Source organism: Cryobacterium shii (genome assembly GCF_004402595.1).
In the GTDB taxonomy this organism is placed as follows: Bacteria; Actinomycetota; Actinomycetes; order Actinomycetales; family Microbacteriaceae; genus Cryobacterium; species Cryobacterium shii.
Genome location: NZ_SOFY01000014.1, coordinates 40,353 through 57,017 on the forward strand (window position 1 = coordinate 40,353; position 16,665 = coordinate 57,017).

Sequence of the window (16,665 nt, forward strand, 5' to 3'; positions counted from 1 at the left end):
TCGGCGCGCAGGGGAGGAGGGACCTAACTGAGCGCCATCGGGCCGTGCGTCGCGGCCTTCTCCTTCGTGGCGACCGGCCCGATCGCGCCGATGTTCACCCCGGTGATGCGGGCCAGATCTTCGAGGGTGTCTGCCTCGTGCCGCCCGGCCGCGTGCACCATGATGGCGGCGCAGGCCTCCGCGTCGGCGAGGGCGTCGTGGTGGGCGAAGCCTTCGAAACCGGCCGCCATCGCCGCGACGGGCAGGCGGTACGAGTCGAGATGGTAGGTGCGGCGGGCCACCTGGAGGCTGCAGACGTAGTTGAAGTCCGGGACCGACAGGCCGGCGACCGTGGAGGATGTCTTGATGACTCCCAGGTCGAAGCCGGCGTTGTGGGCGACGAGGTGGTCGCCGTCGGCGAAGGCGACCAGGTCGGGGAGCTGCTCGGCCCACGTGGCCGCGTCCACGACATCCGTCGGCCGGATGCCGTGGATCTTGATGTTCCAGGCCAGGAAAGCGTCGTGCCCGACCGCCGGTTTGATGAACCAGGCGATCTTGTCGACGACTTTTCCGTCTCGAACCTTCACCAGCCCGACCGAGCACGCCGAAGCGCTGGAGGAGTTGGCGGTCTCGAAATCGATGGCGGTGAAGTTGACTGGCACCGCATCATCATTTCACGGGCCGCTGACAGCCCGTCCCGGTCGGCTCGACGGGGCCGGGGACACACCCGGTACGATGGACTCTCGTGGCTCTTACTATTGCAATCGTCGGACTGCCCAATGTCGGCAAGTCCACCCTCTTCAACGCGTTGACCAAGAACAACGTGCTCGCGGCGAACTACCCGTTCGCCACCATCGAGCCGAACGTGGGCATCGTCAACCTGCCCGACCACCGCCTGGCCAAGCTGGCCTCGGTCTTCGGCAGCGAACGCCTGCTGCCCGCCCCGGTGTCCTTCGTCGACATCGCCGGGATCGTGCGCGGCGCCAGCGAGGGGGAGGGGCTCGGCAACAAGTTCCTCGCCAACATCCGTGAGGCCGACGCCATCGCGCAGGTTATCCGTGGCTTCGCCGACCCCGACGTGGTGCACGTCGACGGCGCCGTGAACCCGGCCGGCGACATGGAGACCATCAACACCGAGCTCATCCTCGCCGACCTGCAGACCCTCGAGAAGGCGGTGTCCCGCTTCGAGAAAGAGGTCAAGGGCCGCAAGCTTCCCCCGATCGTGCTGGAGACCGCCCTCAAAGCGCAGGCGATCCTCGACGCCGGAGCGCCATTGTCGTCCGCCACGCTCGACATCGAGCCGATCCGTGAACTGGGCCTGCTCACCGCCAAGCCGTTCATCTACGTGTTCAACGTCGACGAAGCGGTGCTGCAGGATGCCGAGAAGCTCGCCGTGCTGGCCGCGCTGGTGGCCCCGGCCAACGCCGTGTTCCTCGACGCGAAGCTCGAGTCCGAACTCAGCGAGCTCGACGCCGAGGACGCCGCCGAGATGCTCGCGTCGACCGGCCAGGCCGAGAGCGGACTCGACCAGCTCGCCCGCATCGGCTTCGACACGCTCGGCCTGCAGACCTACCTGACCGCGGGCCCCAAGGAAACGCGGGCCTGGACCATCCATAAGGGCTGGACCGCCCCGCAGGCCGCCGGAGTCATCCACACCGACTTCCAGAAGGGCTTCATCAAGGCGGAGATCTTCTCCTTCGAGGACCTGATGGACGCCGGCTCGGTGGCGGAGGCCCGCGCGAAGGGCAAGGCCCGGATCGAGGGCAAGGAATACATCATGCAGGACGGCGACGTGGTGGAGTTCCGTTTCAACGTCTAGCTCGCCCTCTGCGGCTCGCGGCCGAGATCGACAGTTCCGGTCCAGTTCACCCTGTGTGCTGGACGATCTCGACCGCAAAGGGCGAACTCGGCTGGCAGCGTCTCAGCGGAGCACCGCGCGGATGAAAATTCGCGGTGAGCCTCCCGCGGCAGAATCCGGCGCCGTGGGTGTGTGGCTGACTCAGGAGGTCCGTCGGCCGGGGATGCCGTCAGGCTCGTCTTTCTCAGTGGATCCAGTCTCAGCCGGATGATATTCCTGAATTAGCCACACTTCTCAGGGCTCCACGCGTCTTTCGGCGACGTGGTGGAGTTCCGCTTCAACGTGTATCTCGCGGTAGTAGCGCGTGGGGCTGGCCCGAGCGGCAGGTCCGCCTCGGCCAGCGGTGGGGAGTCTCGTCGAGATCGACAGTTTCGGTCGACTTCGGCAGGCGTACCAGCCGAACTCAACCGCATCCGTCGCCCTCGGCGGCCAGCACTCCCGACGGAACATCCGGTGCAGGACATTCGCGGCGAGCCTCCCGCGACGCAATCTGACACGTGGGTGTGTGGCTTACTCAGGAGATCCGTCAGCCGGGGATGCCGCCAGGCCGGTCTTTCTTAGTGGATCCAGTCTCAGCCGGATGATTTTCCTGAATTAGCCACACTTCACAGGGCTCCACGCGTCTTTCGGTGACGGAACATGGTGGATTTCCGTTTCAACGTCTAGGCTCGGGCAGGTCGGAGGGGGCCCGCGCCTACCTCTCGCAGGAGCTCTCAGTATTTGCTTCGCGTCAGCGAATTTGCTCAGCTGCGTGATCCCGAAGGGCTGTCGTCCAATCTGACCTCACTCCAGACACCACAACATCATCACTCGAAGGAGACCACCGTGCCTGTCATCGCCATCATCGGAGCTGGACCGGGACTCGGAGCTGCAGTTGCGCGAAGGTTCGGGCGCGAGGGCTTCTCAATCGCCCTGATCTCGAGGAACCAGTCGAAGCTGGACTCCATGGCTGCGGAGCTCACTGCCGCCGGCTTCACCGTGAGTGGTTACGCTGCGGATGTCCGAGTACCGGCGGCGCTTGAAGATGCCCTTGCGCGTGCCGCGGCAGAGCTGGGACCCATCAATACGTTGCAGTACAGTCCGCTCCCGTCGCGTGACTACCTGAAGCCGGTGCTGGAGATGACTCCGGAACTGGCTTTGGAGGCATTGCAGTTCTCGGCTCTCGGGCTCATTCACGCGGTGCGTACGGTGCTCCCGGCCATGCGGCAGGCAGGAAGCGGCAGCATCATCATGATCAACGGCGGAACCTCGGTGAAGGCCCGCGCTGACTTCGCAGGTACATCGGTCGCCTTCCCGGCCGAGAGCGCCTACGGTGAGATGCTCCACGACGCACTCGAGGGTGAGGGAGTCCGTGTCAGCCAACTCGTGATCCCGGGAGGGATTCCTCAGCTTCAGCTTGACAATGGCATCGACGGCGTCGCCGATCGCATTTGGGACCTCCACGCCGTTGCCGGTCCCTTTCGAACGATGCTCATCCCGCTCGAGGACGGCAGGGAGTAGGGGCACTCCGCTGTTGGGGTCGGCTCAGGCCAGGGCCTCGATCTCGAGCTTGTAGGTGGCGAGGGCGCGCTCGATGTCCCTGTCCCCGTGGAAGAAGACCGCGTCGATCATCTTCATCAGCGTGGAGGAGTCCCAGCTGGCTGTGAGCGACGTTCCGCTGTCGTCGGCCTCGACGGAGATGGTGAAGATCGGGCCCATCGAGGAATGGTCCACGATGCGCTCGTTGACCACATACTCCTCTCTGGTGACGACGGCGGTGAGGTGCATGCCGAGTTCGCGGTACTTGATCTCGTAGCTGACCACCGCCCCTTCGGGCGTCCGTTGCACCGCCCCCAGGGTGCTGTGGTCCTCCTCCGGCATCGCGCCGACGAAGTGCGCCGGATCCTCGACGTAGTGGAAGACCTTCGCCACGGGCGCGTCGATGTGGATGCTGTGTGTGTGCTTATCCGAGGCCATGATGCTCCGCTCCTTCGACGACGGCGATCCAACCGGATGGGGCTGTATCGCACAGTGGGGGAGTGTGCCCTCGTTCTCATCGTTTGGCAAGCTCGAGAGGGCCAGGACGGCGGGCCGCTCGTCGCCTCCCGCGGAACCTCCCTGCCGAGCTGTTAAGCGGCGGCGAACCGTTTCGCCGAGCGGGCCTTCGCCTTGTCCGCCTCGATTTCGCGGTTTTTGGGCGGAGCCGTGCTCACCAGGTCCTCGAGCAGGTGCCTCGAGATGTGGGCGATCTCCTCGACAGCCCGGTTGAACGCCTCGGCATTGGCGTTGGAGGGCTTCGTGGATCCGCTGATCTTGCGCACGAATTGCAGGGCGGCCGCGTGTACCTCATCGTCGGTGGCCGCCGGCTCAAAATTATGCAGCGTATGGATGTTCCGGCACATGCATCCAGAATAGCCAACCGACCCGGAGCCGTCACCCCGCAGTTCCGGGACCGTCGCGACCGCCGAAATCGTCAGTTCCGGTCGACTTCGACAGGCGTACCTGTCGAAGTCGACCGGAACCGTCGAAGTCGAGGGGAGCGGGACCACAAGAAGACTGCGATCCGCTCCGATCAACCGGCCGCGACCCGCAGCACCACGTTACCCTTCTTGTGCCCCGTGTCGACGTGGCGGTGGGCCAGGGCGACATCGGCAAGGTCGTAGGTTCGGTCGATGACCGCCCTGAACCGGCCCGACTCGGCGAGGTCGACCAGCAACGCCAGGTCTTCGGCCGTGTAGTCGACGTTGCCCGCGGTGACGAGCTTCCCGCTCTTCCTGCTGCGCCGGGACGCCAGGAGAATTCCCTGCAGGTCGGAAATGACGAGCAGCAGGGCGCCGCCGGGATTGAGGCACGCCGCGGCCCGCTCGAAGGGAAGGTTCCCGACGCAGTCCATGATGACGTCGTAGGACCGGCCCTCGGCGAGGAAATCCTCCTCGGCATAGTCGATCACCCGGTCCGCGCCGAGCGAGGTCACCAATTCCCGGTTGCCGCCGCCGCACACGCCCGTGACGCGCGCCCCGAGTTCCGCGGCGAGCTGCACCGTCGCGGTGCCCACGGCGCCGGACGCGCCGTTGACGAGGACGGTGCCACCCGGTGCGAGGGCGGCCCGGTTCAGGAAGGCACGGGCGGTGATTCCCCCGAACACGACTGTCACGGCTTCCTCGAAGGTCATGTTCCGCGGCTTCGCCGTGATCGCGCCGCTCTGTGGGACGCAGACTTATTCGGCGTGCCCGCCGAACCTGCCGCCGAGCATCGCGATCACCTCGTCGCCGGGTGTGAACGACGCGACGTCCGCTCCCACCGCTTCCACGACGCCGGCGACATCCATGCCCAGGACCCGCGTGCGAGGGCGGAAGACGCCGAGCGCGAGCGCGCTCATCAGTCCGAGCCCTTTTGGGACGGTGCGTCCCCGGGCCCGGTGGTCGGCGGCGCTCACCGTGCTCGCGTGAACCTGGACGAGCACCTCGTCCGGCCCCGGCAGAGGTTTGGGGACCTCCTCGATGTGCACCACCTCCGGGGACCCGAACCGGCGATAGACGGCGGCTCGCATCCGGGCATCCTGAGCGTGAGTGCGAGTGGCTGGTTGTGACTTCATGTCGACTCCTTGAGTAGTGATGCGGTTGTTGATGGTCGGACTGCATTTCGTGCCGGCCGGGCACGGCGACGGATGACGTACTCGGCCACCGAGAGATTGATCACCCAGGCGGCACCCATGAACACGGCCCGGGACAGCTCGTCGGTTGAGCCGAAGATCATCGATTGCGGGATCAGGACGAGGGCCTGGGTGCCCGCCCCGACCCCGATCGCGTAGGCGCGGGTCATCCAGGCGCGGTGCTGGACGAAATCTCGACGCACGATGCCTCGAATCCCCAGTCCGAGGCCCGCCACCATCGCGGCCCCGAAGACCAACCGAAGAACCACCAGAATCGCGCCGTCCCCGGGCGGGTGCGGGTAGAAGGCCGCCATCCACATGCCGGAGAGCGCCGCCAGCAGGCCGGCGGGAATGAGGATGCGTCCGGCGAGACGATGCCAGGCTACCCTGCGGCACCGCAGAGCCGGGACGAACTGGAACGCTCCGAGCAGGCTGAACACGGTCACGCTCACGATGTGCGTCACGACCGGTACGGGGGAGTCGAGAAAACGGGCGTTCTGCGGAGTCGAGGCGGCTCCGCCCGTCAGCTCGGTGAGTCGCGCAGCACCGGCGAGCAGCGGGATGAGGGAGAGGAGGATCAATCCGGTGGGGGCCGGCCACTGGCCTCGAGGGCTCCGGGTGTCTTTCGTCATGGTTTTCAGCTCCTCAGAATGTTGACCGAGATCAGTGTCACGCCCAGGTTTCCGACCCGTCGCAGCAGCCCGTGCAGCGCGGCCTGATCGATGACCGGGCCTGTGAGGGTGGTTGTTCCATCGCTTTCGCTGGTGAGGGTGAAGCCCCCGAACCAGTCGCTCCAGGACCCGTCGAGCTGCCCCCGGAGGCGAATCTCATACCAATCGACTTCAGTCATCGCTCTCCTCCTCTTGCACAGACCCGCGTCCGGTCAGACCGCCGGCGTGCGGTCGAGTCGGGTGCCGTGCCCGGTGGGAGCCGTCCGGCCTGCGATCCTGCGCTGGTCCGACCACAGGGAGTAGCCGAGCCAGATCAGGGCCAGGCCCATCGGGATGGCGGCCATCCGTTCGAGCGTGTGCGGAAGCAGCGCGCCCGCGACGGGCGTCACCGCCGCGGCGGCAATGAGAAGGATGCCGGCGCCGCGCGACAGCACCCGGGCACGGAGGACGGCGATCCCGAACACGATCGCGCCGATGACGTAAACGGCGGCTCCGACCAGGGGGAGTGCGGCGAGGGGGCCGAGGTCGGTCACGGCCGGGTGCCGGCCGAAGAGTCCGACGAAGTCCTCGGCGAACTGCGGTGCGTCCGCCGCGACCAGGGGCGCGATGAACGCCTCGGCGAAGACAAAGGCGGATTGCAGGATGAAGAACAGTGCGAACAGCGCGTATCCGATCAGGCCGAGCAGCCCGAATTCTCGCACCTGGCGCAGGTAGATGCCCGTGAGGCCGATCGGGCCGAGGATGGCCATCGCGAAACTGAGACTGTGAACGCTCACCCACATCTGGGTGGTGAGGGAGGCGACCTCGTCGGCGGGATGGATGAACTGGATGACGATGTAGAGCAGACCCGACACGGCGGCGGCGACGGCGGCCGCCCTGGTGAGGGTGGACGTTGTGATCATGATTGCTCTCCTTCGTTCTGAGTGCCCCAGGCCACTACCTGAGAACGACCCGAATCTACGGAGACATGTGATGACGCGGCATCACCGTGCGTGGTGATTGAGGTGGTGATTGTGTCGCGGAGCCAGATCAGACCCGGCGCTGGATCAGACCCAGCTCGGCGGCGCGGGTGACGGCGGCCGGGCGGCTGTTGACGCCGAGCTTGGCGAAGATGTGCCTGGTGTGGGTGCGCAGCGTGTTGAGCGAGACGTAGAGTTCGCTCGCGATCTGGGGGCCGCTGAGCTCGGTCGCCAGCAGCCGGAGCACGTGCGACTCCCGCTCGCTCAACGCCTCCGGGATGCCCGGGAGACTCGCCCTGTCGACGTCGGTCTGCCGCAGGGCCCGACCGAGCCGGCGAACGTAGTCGGGGAGGATTCCCGCGTCGGCGGCCGCGTCCAGAAGCGCCGTCATCGGCGCACCTTCGTCGGCGAAGAGCCGCAGGTAGCCTTCCGGTTCGGCCAGGGAGAGTGCTCGGTGGAGCGGTGGCAGCGCCGAGGGAATCCGGCCCTGCGCCTCCTGCGCCAGCGCTTGCAGGATGAGGATCTCGTTCGCGCTGCCGGTGCGTCCGCCCGCTTCCGCGGCGACGAGAAGGCGGTCGAGTAATCCGGTGGCCGCCTGGATCGACCCCCGCGGATCGGCCCGCTGTTGCGCGATCAGCAGCCGCGCCAGGGTGATGTGCCCGAACTCGCGCAGGTAGGTGAGGTCCTCATTCACGGACAGGCCCTGGCCCGTGACCCAGGCGAGGGCCTCGGCGAGCCTGCCTTGTTCAATCCAGATCCGTGCCCTGATCGCGGCGATCGGGCGCACCTCCGGGAAGAACCCGCGCCGGTAGAGGCCCTCAGCCGTGCCGAGCAGGTCGAGGGCGGCGTCGAAATCTCCCTCGGTCTGCCTGATTCGCGCCATCGCCACGAACCGGCGATGCCGTTTCTCGCTCGACGAGGCCTGTTCGCCCAGCGCCTCACTCGCAGCCAGGTGCTCGGCGGCGGCCGGTAGTTCGCCCCGCTCCCTGAGCAGTTCACTGATCCCGACGTGCAGGTCCGCCGTTGACTGTGGGGGCGGGTCGCCCTGCTCGGCCGCCAGCTGCAACGCCTGCTCGTATGCCCGTTGCGCCTCCCGCAACCGGCCCAGCGGAACGAGCATGTCGGCCAGCACGATGGTGGTCGCGAGCACGTCGGCCAGGTTGCCGGCCAGACGCAGGCTGGACCTGACCTCGCCGAAGGCACGCAGCCCGGACTCGAGATCGCCGGTCGTCCACGAAGCGAGCCCGAGGAACCCAGCTGCCGCGCCGCGCCCCAGATGATCGTCGGGTTGGGTGAGCGCCAGGGCTCGCTCGGCGTGTTCCTTCATGCCGACCACCTTCCCGCGCGCCTGCGCTGCGGCAGCCCGGTAGACGGCGATGGTCACGGGGAGAGTGCGAAGTTCCTCGCTGTCGGCCGAGTCGTGGCCGGGGGCGCCGTCATCCGTCGTGGCAGCCAACGCCCTCTCCGCGACGCGCAGGCGCGGTTCGATCGCTTCCACGTCGCCGGAGACCAGCGACGACCACGCGCGGTACACGCCCAGCACGGGTCGGCGATCGATGACCTCCTCGGGCAGCAGCGTCAGCCAGCGGAGCAGTGTGGCATCCTGCCGGCTCTTGCGAACCGCGGGAACGGAGCCCTCGATCACTCTGGCTGCGCGGGCGAAATCCGCCGCCGCCAGGGCATGCGTGACCGCCTCCTCCGGCAGGTCGTTCCGCTCGTGCCATTCGCTGGCGCGACGGTGGAGGGTCGGCACGAGGTCGGGCCGGTCGCGCAGCAGCCGCGCCCGGAGCACATCCGCGAAGAGGTGGTGGTAGCGGTACCACTGCCGTCCGTCATCCAACGGAACGAGGAACAGGTTGTCCCGCTCGAGCGACTCCAGCACGTCGCTGCCGCCGGCCTGCCCGGTGACGGCCTCGCAGAGGGATCCGCTGAGCCTGTCCAGGATCGCGGTGCGGAGCAGGAATTCCCGCACCTGCTCGGGCTGACGCTGCAGCACCTCTTCGGCGAGATAGTCGATCACGAAGCGGTTGCTTCCGGTGAATCCCCGGATGAAACCGGAGACGTCCGAGCGGTCCCGCATGGACAGAGCGGCCAGTTGGAGGCCGGCGATCCAGCCCTCCGTGCGCGATTCGAGAGCGGCGACGTCCTCGGGGGAGAGCTCGAGGCCCGCCATCTGGCTGAGGAAGGCGGCGGCCTCGTCCGGAGTGAACCGCAGGTCGGCGGCACGCAACTCGGTGAGCTCGCCGCCGGCGCGCAGTCGCGCCACCGGGAGAAGGGGATCGGAGCGGCTCGCGACAGCCAGGTGCAGATTCGACGGAAGGTGGTCGAGGAAGAAGACGAGGGCGTCCCGGATCGTCTTCTCCTCGATCAGCTGGAAGTCGTCGAGTACCAGGATGATCTCGGCCGGGCTCTGGGCGACGTCGTTGATCAGCCCCGTCAGCGCCGGTTCGATCGAGGCCGGCGAGAGCGTCAACGATTCCGAGCCGAGAGCGGGATCGGCCCGCTGCAGGGCTCCGACGAGGTAGGTGAGGAAGCGGGACGGGTCGTTGTCGCCCTCGTCGAGCGACAGCCAGGCGACGCGCAGCTGGGGGTCGCGGCGCCGGGCATCCGCGATCCACTCGCTCAGCAGCGTGGTCTTTCCGAAACCGGCCGGGGCGGAGATGAGCGTCAGCTTTCGGCCGGAGTGCAGCCCCTCGCGCAAACGCTCGACGAGGCGCGGTCGAGGAACCGCTCGGGACCGGAGTCGGGGGATGAAGAGCTTGGTCGCGAGGACCGGCATCGCCATGCCCTAATCCTAGAGACAGACGACGTCACGACAACCGCACCGAAATCCTGGGGCCTGGCTATCCGCGGCGGCGGGAGTCGCTGAGATCGCCGGTTCCGGTCGAGTTCGGCAGGCGTGCCGATCGAACTCGACCGCAAGTGTCGAGCTCGGCGGGGTGCCATCGCCGCTCGCGGCGGTTGCCGACGCATCCGCGCCCCGATTGTCGCCGGGCGGCATTCAGTCGTACGGCGTCCTGGGTTAGATTGGCTTCGACCGGATCGATCGGAGGCCGCAGATGGACATTCCCAGGGACAAGCCTGTCGTCACTTCAGTCGACGCGAGGGGGTTGCCGGAGCGTGAAGGCGACCTCCTCGACGGTTACCGGCGGATGCTTGCGGCGGGGCAGCCGGACGGGCTGGTCAGGTCCGAGCTCCTGCGCGGCCAGGACGGGTCCTGGCGAATCCAGTCCACCTGGTGGGACATGGAGGCCCTCCTGGCCCTGCGCAAGGCGGGCGTGCCGCACGCGGCGCAGGCCCTTCTCGACGGCGTCGGAGCCGAACACACGCACAGCTGGTTCGTCGTGGAGGACGGTTTCGACACGACCTAGTCGTATCGATGGGCACGCTCGATCGAGCTGCCGGTGCGGCGAGTTCGACACTTCCGGTCGAGTTCGAGGGGCGCGCCGGTCGAACTCGACCGAGACGGTCGAACTCGACCGAGACGGTCGAACTCGACCGAGACTGTCGAACTCGGCGGGGGCGATGGCCGGCGAACGGCACCGCCAGCGCCGGCCGGTGACACAATGAGCACCATGACGCTGCACATTACCGGTGACGCCGCCGCCGACACCCTGCTCAGCGAGGACCCGTTCGCCCTCCTGGTCGGAATGCTCCTCGACCAGCAGATCGCGATGGAGACGGCGTTCGCCGGTCCCGCCAAGATCCGCGACCGGATCGGGACCCTCGACCCGGGGGTGATCGCCGGTTTCGATGCTGACGCCTTCGCCCAGGTGTTCCGGAGCACCCCGGCCGTGCACCGCTACCCGGGCTCGATGGCCGCGCGCACCCAGGCCGTGGCCGAAGTCGTGGCCACAGAGTGGGACGGCAACGCCGCCGCAATCTGGACCACCGGCACCCCGGACGGCGCCGAGATCCTCCGCCGGTTGAAGGGGCTGCCCGGGTTCGGCGAGCAGAAGGCCAGGATCTTCCTCGCCCTGCTCGGCAAGCGGCTCGGGGTCGAGGCGCCGGGGTGGCGGGAAGTGTGCGCCCCGTACGGCGAGGAGGGCTCGCACCGCTCCGTCGCCGACATCGTCGACCCGGAATCGCTCGCCCTGGTGCGGGAGACGAAGCGGGCGGCCAAGGCAGCCGCGAAAAAGGCCTAACCGGGCGCAACCTCGCGCGGCCCGCGTCCGGGGAATACAGTGGCCGCCAGCCGGTTACGCAGCCGCGGCCGCGCATTTGGAGAAGCGTGCACAGGGAGAAGAGGTGGATGCTCGTGTCGAATCCACGGGACGAGCCCGCCCCGGCCCCGATACCACCCCCCCTCACTCGACCTCACCCCGCCAGGGCGGCGGCATCACCCAGGCGTTTCCGCGCAGCCCGATCGGCTGCTGGGCGATCGTGCTGTCAGCCCTCGGACTGGCGTCCTGGCTGGTGTTGCCGCTGATCACGACGCTCTTCCGCGAGACCTACCCGGTCACCGACACCTGGGTGATGCCCGCGATCGGAACCGTGCTGATCGATGCCGCGGCCATCGTGAACCTGCTCTGCGTCTGGCTGTGGCGGGAGCGCTCGGTGCTGAACATCATCGCCCTCGCCGTGGCGGTACCGGCCGCCCTGTTCTTCACCGTCTTCGTGGTCGGCGAGGGCCTGGGCGGAGCCTGAAACCCCGTTGCCTGGGCCGAGCGCGGTCGCCGCGGGAGCCGCCAGGGGGAAAACGGCGAGCACGCTCCGGCCGCCGGCCGCCGCCCGGGGCGCCATGTCCACGAGGGCGATCTGGGCGAGGGTGAGCACCTCGCCCTCGTGCACGCGGGCGCCGTTCTTGATCGTGATGTGGGCCCGGAAGCCGGGGCCGGTGAACGCGGGTTCGTCCGGGGAGGACGCGAAGGGCCGCACGGCGTCCACCAGTGCCCGGTGCAGCTCGGTCAGGGCCGCGTCGTCCACGACCAGGGTCACCGGCACGTCCTCACGCCGTCCGAACAGCGCTTCGACGCCCGCGACGGCCGTGATGGCGGTGCGGCCGCCGGCCGAGACGGCGTCGACACCTCCGGTGACGCCCACAACGACGCCGGCAACGACGCCGGCGATCACGGATGCCGCGGCATCCGTGTGGAAAGGAGGCAGCACGGTGATGTGGAGGGGCCACTCCGACACCGGGAAGCTGTCACCGGTGCGCAGCGCCGTGAGCGGAAGGACGACGACGAGGCGGGACATGCGCCGATTCTAGGTGCTTCCCGCTGGAGCGCCGCGGGTGACACAATGCTCGGACGCGGCGAAGGCCGCGGCCACGAAAGGGGCAGTCATGATCCGCTTTCTGATTCGCACGGCCATCTTCCTCGGCTCCGGCACTCTCGGCCTCTGGGTGGCGTCGCTGGTGCTCGACGGCTTCACCCTCACCTGGCAGGGATGGCTGGCAGGCCTGGGTCCTGGCCACGCTGGTGGTGTGGCTGGTCACGGCCCTCGCGACCGTGACCTTGCCGCTGCTGTTCCTGCGTAGGGTGGCTAAGAAGGACGGCCCCGCGGTTAGGCGCCGCCGGCCACGTCAAGGAGCGTGCAGTGGGTCCCCATTTCAGCGAACAGACCTTCGATTTTCTCGAGGAGTTGGAGCACCGCAACAACCGCGAATGGTTCGAAGAGCACAAACCGACCTACGAGCTCGAATTGAAGAAACGGATGCTGGCCGTCGCCGAGGCGGTGAACGTCAGCTTGGCCGAGTTCGCGCCAAACCATCTGCGCCCGCCGAACAAGGCCATGATGCGCATCTACCGCGACGTGCGGTTCTCCCATGACAAGACCCCCTAGAAGACCAATTTGGCGGCGTTCTGGCCGCGCCAGGGTCTGGAGAAGAGCGGGGGAGCGGGCTTCTTCCTGCAGGTGGGCGTGCAGAGCGTGATGGTCGCGGGCGGTTCCTGGGGTCCCGGCCCGCAGCAACTGCGGGCCATCCGCGACTACCTGCTCGAGCACCACGGCGCCATGAGAGGCGTGCTCGCCGACGTGTCGCGCACCGGGCTGGCCGACCCGCTGGACGGCAACCCGCTCATCCGGGCGCCCAAGGGATTCCCGGCGGAGCACCCGGCAGCCGACCTGCTGCAGAACCGCAGTTGGGCGCTGACCGGCACCCTGCCCGGCGCGGTGGCCCTCGGCGAAGACTTCACCGACCTGGTGCTCGAGCGGTTCCGGGCGTTCGCCCCGCTGGTCGAGCGGCTGAACGTGCCGCTGGCCTCGGTGACGCCCCTGCAGCGCGAGGCAGCGGCCGGTCGCCGCAAGCAGGCGTAGCGCTTCCTGGCGCCGTGGGGCGGAGTCTAAAATCAGACGTGCTCATCGCCCTGAACGACGGAACCGCGGAAGCCGTCGTGCGCCGCCACCTGCGCCACCTGGTCGACGACGACGACGAGGTGCGGGCGAGTCCGGGCATCCGGGGCGGCCAGACCAGCGCCGACCGTGCCCTGGCCGGGTTCTCGGTCGCGGGCTATGCGGCCAGGCGCAGTCAGGTACTGCCGGAAACCGACCGCGGGGCCTCCCGGCTCTCCCCGTACATCCGGCACGGGCTGGTGCCGCTCGGCCGGGCGTGGGATCACGTCGCAGACGGACCCGCCCGGGACACCCGCAAATTCCGGGACGAGTTGCTCTGGCAGGAATACGCCCGACATCTCTATGCGCGGGTGGGCGTGGCCCTGCACCGAAACCTGCGGTTCGCGGCGCCCTGGGCCGGAGGGTTCGAACCCGAGGCCTGGCCGCGGCGCATGCACTGCGTCGATTCGGTCGTGTCGGAGCTGGAAACCGACGGCTGGCTGGTCAACCAGACCCGGATGTGGCTGGCTTCCCAGTACACGGTGAGGTTTGGCGCCGGGTGGCATGCCGGCCAGGAGGAGTTCTACCGGCACCTGCTCGACGGCTCGCGCGCGGCCAACCTGCTGGGCTGGCAGTGGACCGTGGGCGCCGGGACCGGCAGCCCCTACGGTTTCGCCCGCTGGCAGGTGGAGAAACGGGCCCCGCAGCTCTGCCGTGCCTGCCCGCTCGCCCAGGCCTGCCCGATCGAGCAGTTCCCGGCGGCCGCCGCACCGGCGCCGGTGACGGATGCGCCGGCGAACCTGACACGCGATCCGCACCTGGCCGCCACAAGGGGACCCTCCGTCGCCGTCCGGCGCCGCGCGGCCCGGTCGGTCCTGCTGACGGTGGATTCCCTGGGCGACGCCGATCCGGCCCTCGAGGCGCATTCCGCGCTTCCGGTCGTCTTCGTCTTCGACGAGCCGGCCCTGGCCCGGCTGCGGCTCTCGAGCAAAAGACTGATCTTCACCGTCGAAACCCTGCAGGATCTGGCCCGGCGGCGCGAGGTGGTCGTGCACCTGGGCGACCCGCGGGTGGTCGTTCCGAGCCTCGACGCGGCCGTCACGTCCGCGCCGGTGCCCAGCTTCGCGCGCTACGCGGAGGGCGCGGCCGAACTGCATCCGTGGCCGTGGCTGGTGGCGCCGCACAGCGGCTCGGTGGCCAGTTTCTCGGCCTGGCGCCGAGCCTCGGCCGGGGTCGTCGCCGACGATCCGGGCGCGGGCTAGCGGCCCTGGCGGCGCTTCCCCGGGCGCGGCTGGCCCTTGACCTCGGGCGCGCGGCCCTTGCCCTTCGAGGCCTTGGCCTTGCCGCCCGCGGGCAGCGGCGGCTGCCAGGGCTCATCCGAGGCGGCCAGCTCGGCGCGGGCCTCCGTCAGAAACAGGTTGCCCGCCGTGGTCAGCCGGGTGGTCTCCGTGGTGCGGTCGATGAGCACGACGCCGAGGTTCGTCTCGAGTTTCGCGATCGAGGAACGCAGCTTCGGGGTGGAGACATTGAGGTTCATCGCGGCGCGCGGGAAATGCAACTCCTCGGCGACGGCGATGAAATGCCGGAGGAGGGTGATGTCCACGGAACGCCTTTCTTCGTGCCCCGCATGAATCGCGGGCAGAGTAACAGGGTACGCGCTCCCTCCCGCGGGCGTCGCCCGGAGGCCGCGGCATCCGTCACGGCCCCCGTGCCGGCTCGTCCGCTGCCCGCTCGCCCGGTGCCCGGCGCACGCTAGGCTGAGAGCGCACACGCCCAAGCGCGCAGCACCAGCATCAAGTGAATACCCTCAAGTGAATACCGGGCCATCAAGGTCGATGCGGGAGAGTTCGACGCCGGGAGGCGAGCGAACACCGAAGGAGCAATCCTCCCCGACAATCTCTCAGGTACTCGTACCGCATCGAACTGGCCACTCTGAAAAGTAGTCGCGGCACCAACGCGGCTCGCCCATGGTGAAAGTCACGTCCCGACGGATGCGGTGAAGCTCTCAGGCCTGACGACAGAGGGGGAGTTCCCAGGAGTTCGATCGCTCGATCGTGCCCCGGAGAATCTCGCTCGGCTCTTAGCCGACGACGACCTGGAGAACTCATGACCTCGGACAACGCCGCCCTCACTTCTTCTGCCGACACCGATTCCGCTCCCGCCGCCACGGAGCGATTCTCCCCGCTGCACCAGGCGCACGTCGAAGCCGGCGCCAGCTTCACGGACTTCGCCGGCTGGCAGATGCCGGTGCGGTACTCCAGCGACCTGGCCGAGCACCACGCGGTGCGCACCGGCGCGGGCATCTTCGACCTTTCGCACATGGCCGAAATCGTCGTCGTCGGGCCGGATGCCGGGGCGTTCCTCGACTACGCGCTCGCCGGCAAGCTCTCCGTGATCGAGCTGCTGCAGGCCAAGTACAGCCTCATCCTGAACCGCGCCGGGGGCATCATCGACGACATCGTCGTCTACCGCACGGCGGAGGAGGAGTTCCTCGTCGTCGCCAACGCGGGCAACCGGTTCCAGGCCGTCGAAGCGCTCTCCGCGCGCGCCGCCCGCTTCGACGTCACCGTCACCGACCGGAGCGACGCAGTCGCCCTGATCGCCGTGCAGGGCCCGAACTCCCGGGCCATCCTGGAAGCCACCGCGGGTCTCACCGTCGACGGCGACCTGGCCGCGCTCAAGTACTACCGCGCCCTCGGCGGCACCTTCCAGAGCGCCTCGGTACTGATCGCCCGCACCGGCTACACCGGCGAAGACGGGTTCGAACTCTACGTCGACGTGCCCGACGCCCTGGCTCTCTGGAACGCCCTCTTCGTCGCCGGCGAGGTCCACGGGCTGGTCCCGGCCGGGCTCGCCAGCCGCGATACCCTGCGGCTCGAGGCCGGCATGCCCCTCTACGGCCACGAACTCAGCACCTCCACCTACCCGGCCCAGGCCGGGCTCGGCCGGGTCGTCAACCTGGCCAAGGAGGTCGACTTCATCGGCCGCGAAGCCAGTGAGGAAGGTCCCAGCGCCGAGGCCCGCGTGCTCGTGGGACTCGCCTCGGCCGGCAAACGCGCCGGCCGGGCCGACTACGCGATCTTCCGCAGCGCCGACGCGACCGTGGCCGACGGCGTGATCACGAGCGGGGCGCTGTCACCGACTTTGGGACATCCGATCGCCATGGCCTACGTGGCGCCGGGCCTCGCCCGCCTCGGAACCGAGGTCTTCATCGACGTGCGCGGCACCCGCATCCCCGCCACCGTGACCGCCCTTCCGTTCTACCAGCGCCAGAAATAGACACCCCTAATCCAT

Annotated in this window: 18 protein-coding genes, 1 pseudogene and 2 riboswitches; of the genes and pseudogenes, 8 read left to right on the forward strand and 11 right to left on the reverse strand. The window is 68.5% G+C overall.

Annotated features, from left to right (window positions below):
* Nucleotides 1-23: 23 nt before the first annotated feature.
* Complete coding sequence (locus E3O49_RS17820) at nucleotides 24-641, reverse strand: exonuclease domain-containing protein (RefSeq protein WP_134366500.1); 618 nt, start codon at nucleotides 639-641, stop codon at nucleotides 24-26.
* An 83-nt stretch (nucleotides 642-724) separates the two neighbouring features.
* On the opposite strand from E3O49_RS17820, the gene ychF reads away from it, so the two are divergent.
* Together ychF and E3O49_RS17830 are read left to right on the forward strand one after the other, a co-directional pair.
* Nucleotides 725-1,798, forward strand: a complete 1,074-nt coding sequence (gene ychF, locus E3O49_RS17825; protein WP_134451011.1) for a redox-regulated ATPase YchF — start codon at nucleotides 725-727, stop codon at nucleotides 1,796-1,798.
* A 759-nt stretch (nucleotides 1,799-2,557) separates the two neighbouring features.
* Nucleotides 2,558-3,337 carry an SDR family NAD(P)-dependent oxidoreductase gene (locus tag E3O49_RS17830; protein WP_241978729.1) on the forward strand — a complete coding sequence of 260 codons (780 nt, stop codon included), beginning with the start codon at nucleotides 2,558-2,560 and terminating at the stop codon, nucleotides 3,335-3,337.
* Between the two features lie 24 nt (nucleotides 3,338-3,361).
* Here E3O49_RS17830 and E3O49_RS17835 read toward each other — a convergent pair whose 3' ends face one another.
* From E3O49_RS17835 to E3O49_RS17870, 8 genes are all read right to left on the reverse strand, one after another.
* Complete coding sequence (locus E3O49_RS17835; RefSeq protein WP_198417465.1) at nucleotides 3,362-3,793, reverse strand: SRPBCC family protein; 432 nt, start codon at nucleotides 3,791-3,793, stop codon at nucleotides 3,362-3,364.
* A gap of 152 nt (nucleotides 3,794-3,945) precedes the next feature.
* Entirely contained in the window at nucleotides 3,946-4,218 is a 273-nt protein-coding gene (locus E3O49_RS17840; RefSeq protein ID WP_134402758.1) for a DUF2277 domain-containing protein, read from the reverse strand.
* 170 nt (nucleotides 4,219-4,388) lie between these two features.
* A complete protein-coding gene (locus E3O49_RS17845) occupies nucleotides 4,389-4,988 on the reverse strand; it encodes an NAD(P)-dependent alcohol dehydrogenase (RefSeq protein WP_198417466.1) in 600 nt (199 codons plus the stop codon).
* Nucleotides 4,989-5,033: 45 nt separating this feature from the next.
* Complete coding sequence (locus E3O49_RS17850) at nucleotides 5,034-5,411, reverse strand: alcohol dehydrogenase catalytic domain-containing protein (RefSeq protein ID WP_198417467.1); 378 nt, start codon at nucleotides 5,409-5,411, stop codon at nucleotides 5,034-5,036.
* Nucleotides 5,408-6,100 (reverse strand): DUF2306 domain-containing protein, encoded by a 693-nt coding sequence (locus E3O49_RS17855; protein WP_134451013.1) that lies wholly within the window; start codon nucleotides 6,098-6,100, stop codon nucleotides 5,408-5,410. Before E3O49_RS17855 ends, E3O49_RS17850 begins: the two co-directional genes overlap by 4 nt.
* A gap of 5 nt (nucleotides 6,101-6,105) precedes the next feature.
* Nucleotides 6,106-6,318, reverse strand: a complete 213-nt coding sequence (locus E3O49_RS17860; RefSeq protein WP_134366496.1) for a hypothetical protein — start codon at nucleotides 6,316-6,318, stop codon at nucleotides 6,106-6,108.
* A 33-nt stretch (nucleotides 6,319-6,351) separates the two neighbouring features.
* Nucleotides 6,352-7,041 (reverse strand): hypothetical protein, encoded by a 690-nt coding sequence (locus E3O49_RS17865; protein WP_134366495.1) that lies wholly within the window; start codon nucleotides 7,039-7,041, stop codon nucleotides 6,352-6,354.
* A 127-nt stretch (nucleotides 7,042-7,168) separates the two neighbouring features.
* Complete coding sequence (locus E3O49_RS17870; protein ID WP_134451015.1) at nucleotides 7,169-9,883, reverse strand: winged helix-turn-helix domain-containing protein; 2,715 nt, start codon at nucleotides 9,881-9,883, stop codon at nucleotides 7,169-7,171.
* Nucleotides 9,884-10,157: 274 nt separating this feature from the next.
* Between E3O49_RS17870 and E3O49_RS17875 the strand changes: the two genes are divergently transcribed.
* Nucleotides 10,158-10,469 (forward strand): hypothetical protein, encoded by a 312-nt coding sequence (locus tag E3O49_RS17875; protein WP_134366493.1) that lies wholly within the window; start codon nucleotides 10,158-10,160, stop codon nucleotides 10,467-10,469.
* Nucleotides 10,470-10,673: 204 nt separating this feature from the next.
* Nucleotides 10,674-11,243, forward strand: coding sequence for an HhH-GPD-type base excision DNA repair protein (locus E3O49_RS17880; protein WP_174235670.1), 570 nt, complete (start codon nucleotides 10,674-10,676; stop codon nucleotides 11,241-11,243).
* 244 nt (nucleotides 11,244-11,487) lie between these two features.
* On the opposite strand, the gene E3O49_RS17885 is transcribed toward E3O49_RS17880, so the two are convergent.
* Entirely contained in the window at nucleotides 11,488-12,294 is an 807-nt protein-coding gene (locus E3O49_RS17885; protein WP_134402761.1) for a 2'-5' RNA ligase family protein, read from the reverse strand.
* Between the two features lie 88 nt (nucleotides 12,295-12,382).
* Here E3O49_RS17885 and E3O49_RS17890 point away from each other — a divergent pair, with 88 nt between their 5' ends.
* The 3 genes and pseudogenes from E3O49_RS17890 to E3O49_RS17900 all read left to right on the forward strand — a co-directional run bounded on the left by E3O49_RS17890 (nucleotide 12,383) and on the right by E3O49_RS17900 (nucleotide 14,633).
* Nucleotides 12,383-12,577, forward strand: coding sequence for a hypothetical protein (locus E3O49_RS17890; protein ID WP_198416027.1), 195 nt, complete (start codon nucleotides 12,383-12,385; stop codon nucleotides 12,575-12,577).
* 59 nt (nucleotides 12,578-12,636) lie between these two features.
* A pseudogene (locus E3O49_RS17895) lies at nucleotides 12,637-13,356 on the forward strand (DUF2461 domain-containing protein).
* A gap of 38 nt (nucleotides 13,357-13,394) precedes the next feature.
* The gene (locus tag E3O49_RS17900; RefSeq protein ID WP_198416026.1) at nucleotides 13,395-14,633 is read left to right on the forward strand and encodes an FAD-binding domain-containing protein; all 1,239 of its coding nucleotides are present in this window, start codon (nucleotides 13,395-13,397) and stop codon (nucleotides 14,631-14,633) included.
* On the opposite strand, the gene E3O49_RS17905 is transcribed toward E3O49_RS17900, so the two are convergent.
* Nucleotides 14,630-14,974 carry a LysR family transcriptional regulator gene (locus E3O49_RS17905; RefSeq protein WP_134366489.1) on the reverse strand — a complete coding sequence of 115 codons (345 nt, stop codon included), beginning with the start codon at nucleotides 14,972-14,974 and terminating at the stop codon, nucleotides 14,630-14,632. The two genes, E3O49_RS17900 and E3O49_RS17905, sit on opposite strands and share 4 nt — an antisense overlap.
* A 225-nt stretch (nucleotides 14,975-15,199) precedes the next feature.
* Nucleotides 15,200-15,297: riboswitch (glycine riboswitch) on the forward strand.
* A gap of 1 nt (nucleotide 15,298) precedes the next feature.
* A riboswitch (glycine riboswitch) is annotated at nucleotides 15,299-15,399 on the forward strand.
* A 78-nt stretch (nucleotides 15,400-15,477) separates the two neighbouring features.
* Between E3O49_RS17905 and gcvT the strand changes: the two genes are divergently transcribed.
* Nucleotides 15,478-16,650, forward strand: coding sequence for a glycine cleavage system aminomethyltransferase GcvT (gcvT, locus tag E3O49_RS17910; RefSeq protein ID WP_134366488.1), 1,173 nt, complete (start codon nucleotides 15,478-15,480; stop codon nucleotides 16,648-16,650).
* Nucleotides 16,651-16,665 lie beyond the last annotated feature (15 nt).

Excerpts from the sequence above, each read along its gene's own strand:
- E3O49_RS17835 (WP_198417465.1), bottom strand. The coding sequence starts at position 3,793 with ATGGCCTCGGATAAGCACACACACAGCATCCACATCGACGCGCCCGTG.
- E3O49_RS17860 (WP_134366496.1), bottom strand. The coding sequence starts at position 6,318 with ATGACTGAAGTCGATTGGTATGAGATTCGCCTCCGGGGGCAGCTCGAC.
- E3O49_RS17890 (WP_198416027.1), top strand. The coding sequence starts at position 12,383 with ATGATCCGCTTTCTGATTCGCACGGCCATCTTCCTCGGCTCCGGCACT.
- E3O49_RS17870 (WP_134451015.1), bottom strand. The coding sequence starts at position 9,883 with ATGGCGATGCCGGTCCTCGCGACCAAGCTCTTCATCCCCCGACTCCGG.
- E3O49_RS17885 (WP_134402761.1), bottom strand. The coding sequence starts at position 12,294 with ATGTCCCGCCTCGTCGTCGTCCTTCCGCTCACGGCGCTGCGCACCGGT.
- E3O49_RS17850 (WP_198417467.1), bottom strand. The coding sequence starts at position 5,411 with ATGAAGTCACAACCAGCCACTCGCACTCACGCTCAGGATGCCCGGATG.
- E3O49_RS17875 (WP_134366493.1), top strand. The coding sequence starts at position 10,158 with ATGGACATTCCCAGGGACAAGCCTGTCGTCACTTCAGTCGACGCGAGG.
- E3O49_RS17880 (WP_174235670.1), top strand. The coding sequence starts at position 10,674 with ATGACGCTGCACATTACCGGTGACGCCGCCGCCGACACCCTGCTCAGC.
- gcvT (WP_134366488.1), top strand. The coding sequence starts at position 15,478 with ATGACCTCGGACAACGCCGCCCTCACTTCTTCTGCCGACACCGATTCC.
- E3O49_RS17845 (WP_198417466.1), bottom strand. The coding sequence starts at position 4,988 with ATGACCTTCGAGGAAGCCGTGACAGTCGTGTTCGGGGGAATCACCGCC.
- E3O49_RS17865 (WP_134366495.1), bottom strand. The coding sequence starts at position 7,041 with ATGATCACAACGTCCACCCTCACCAGGGCGGCCGCCGTCGCCGCCGCC.
- E3O49_RS17855 (WP_134451013.1), bottom strand. The coding sequence starts at position 6,100 with ATGACGAAAGACACCCGGAGCCCTCGAGGCCAGTGGCCGGCCCCCACC.
- E3O49_RS17840 (WP_134402758.1), bottom strand. The coding sequence starts at position 4,218 with ATGTGCCGGAACATCCATACGCTGCATAATTTTGAGCCGGCGGCCACC.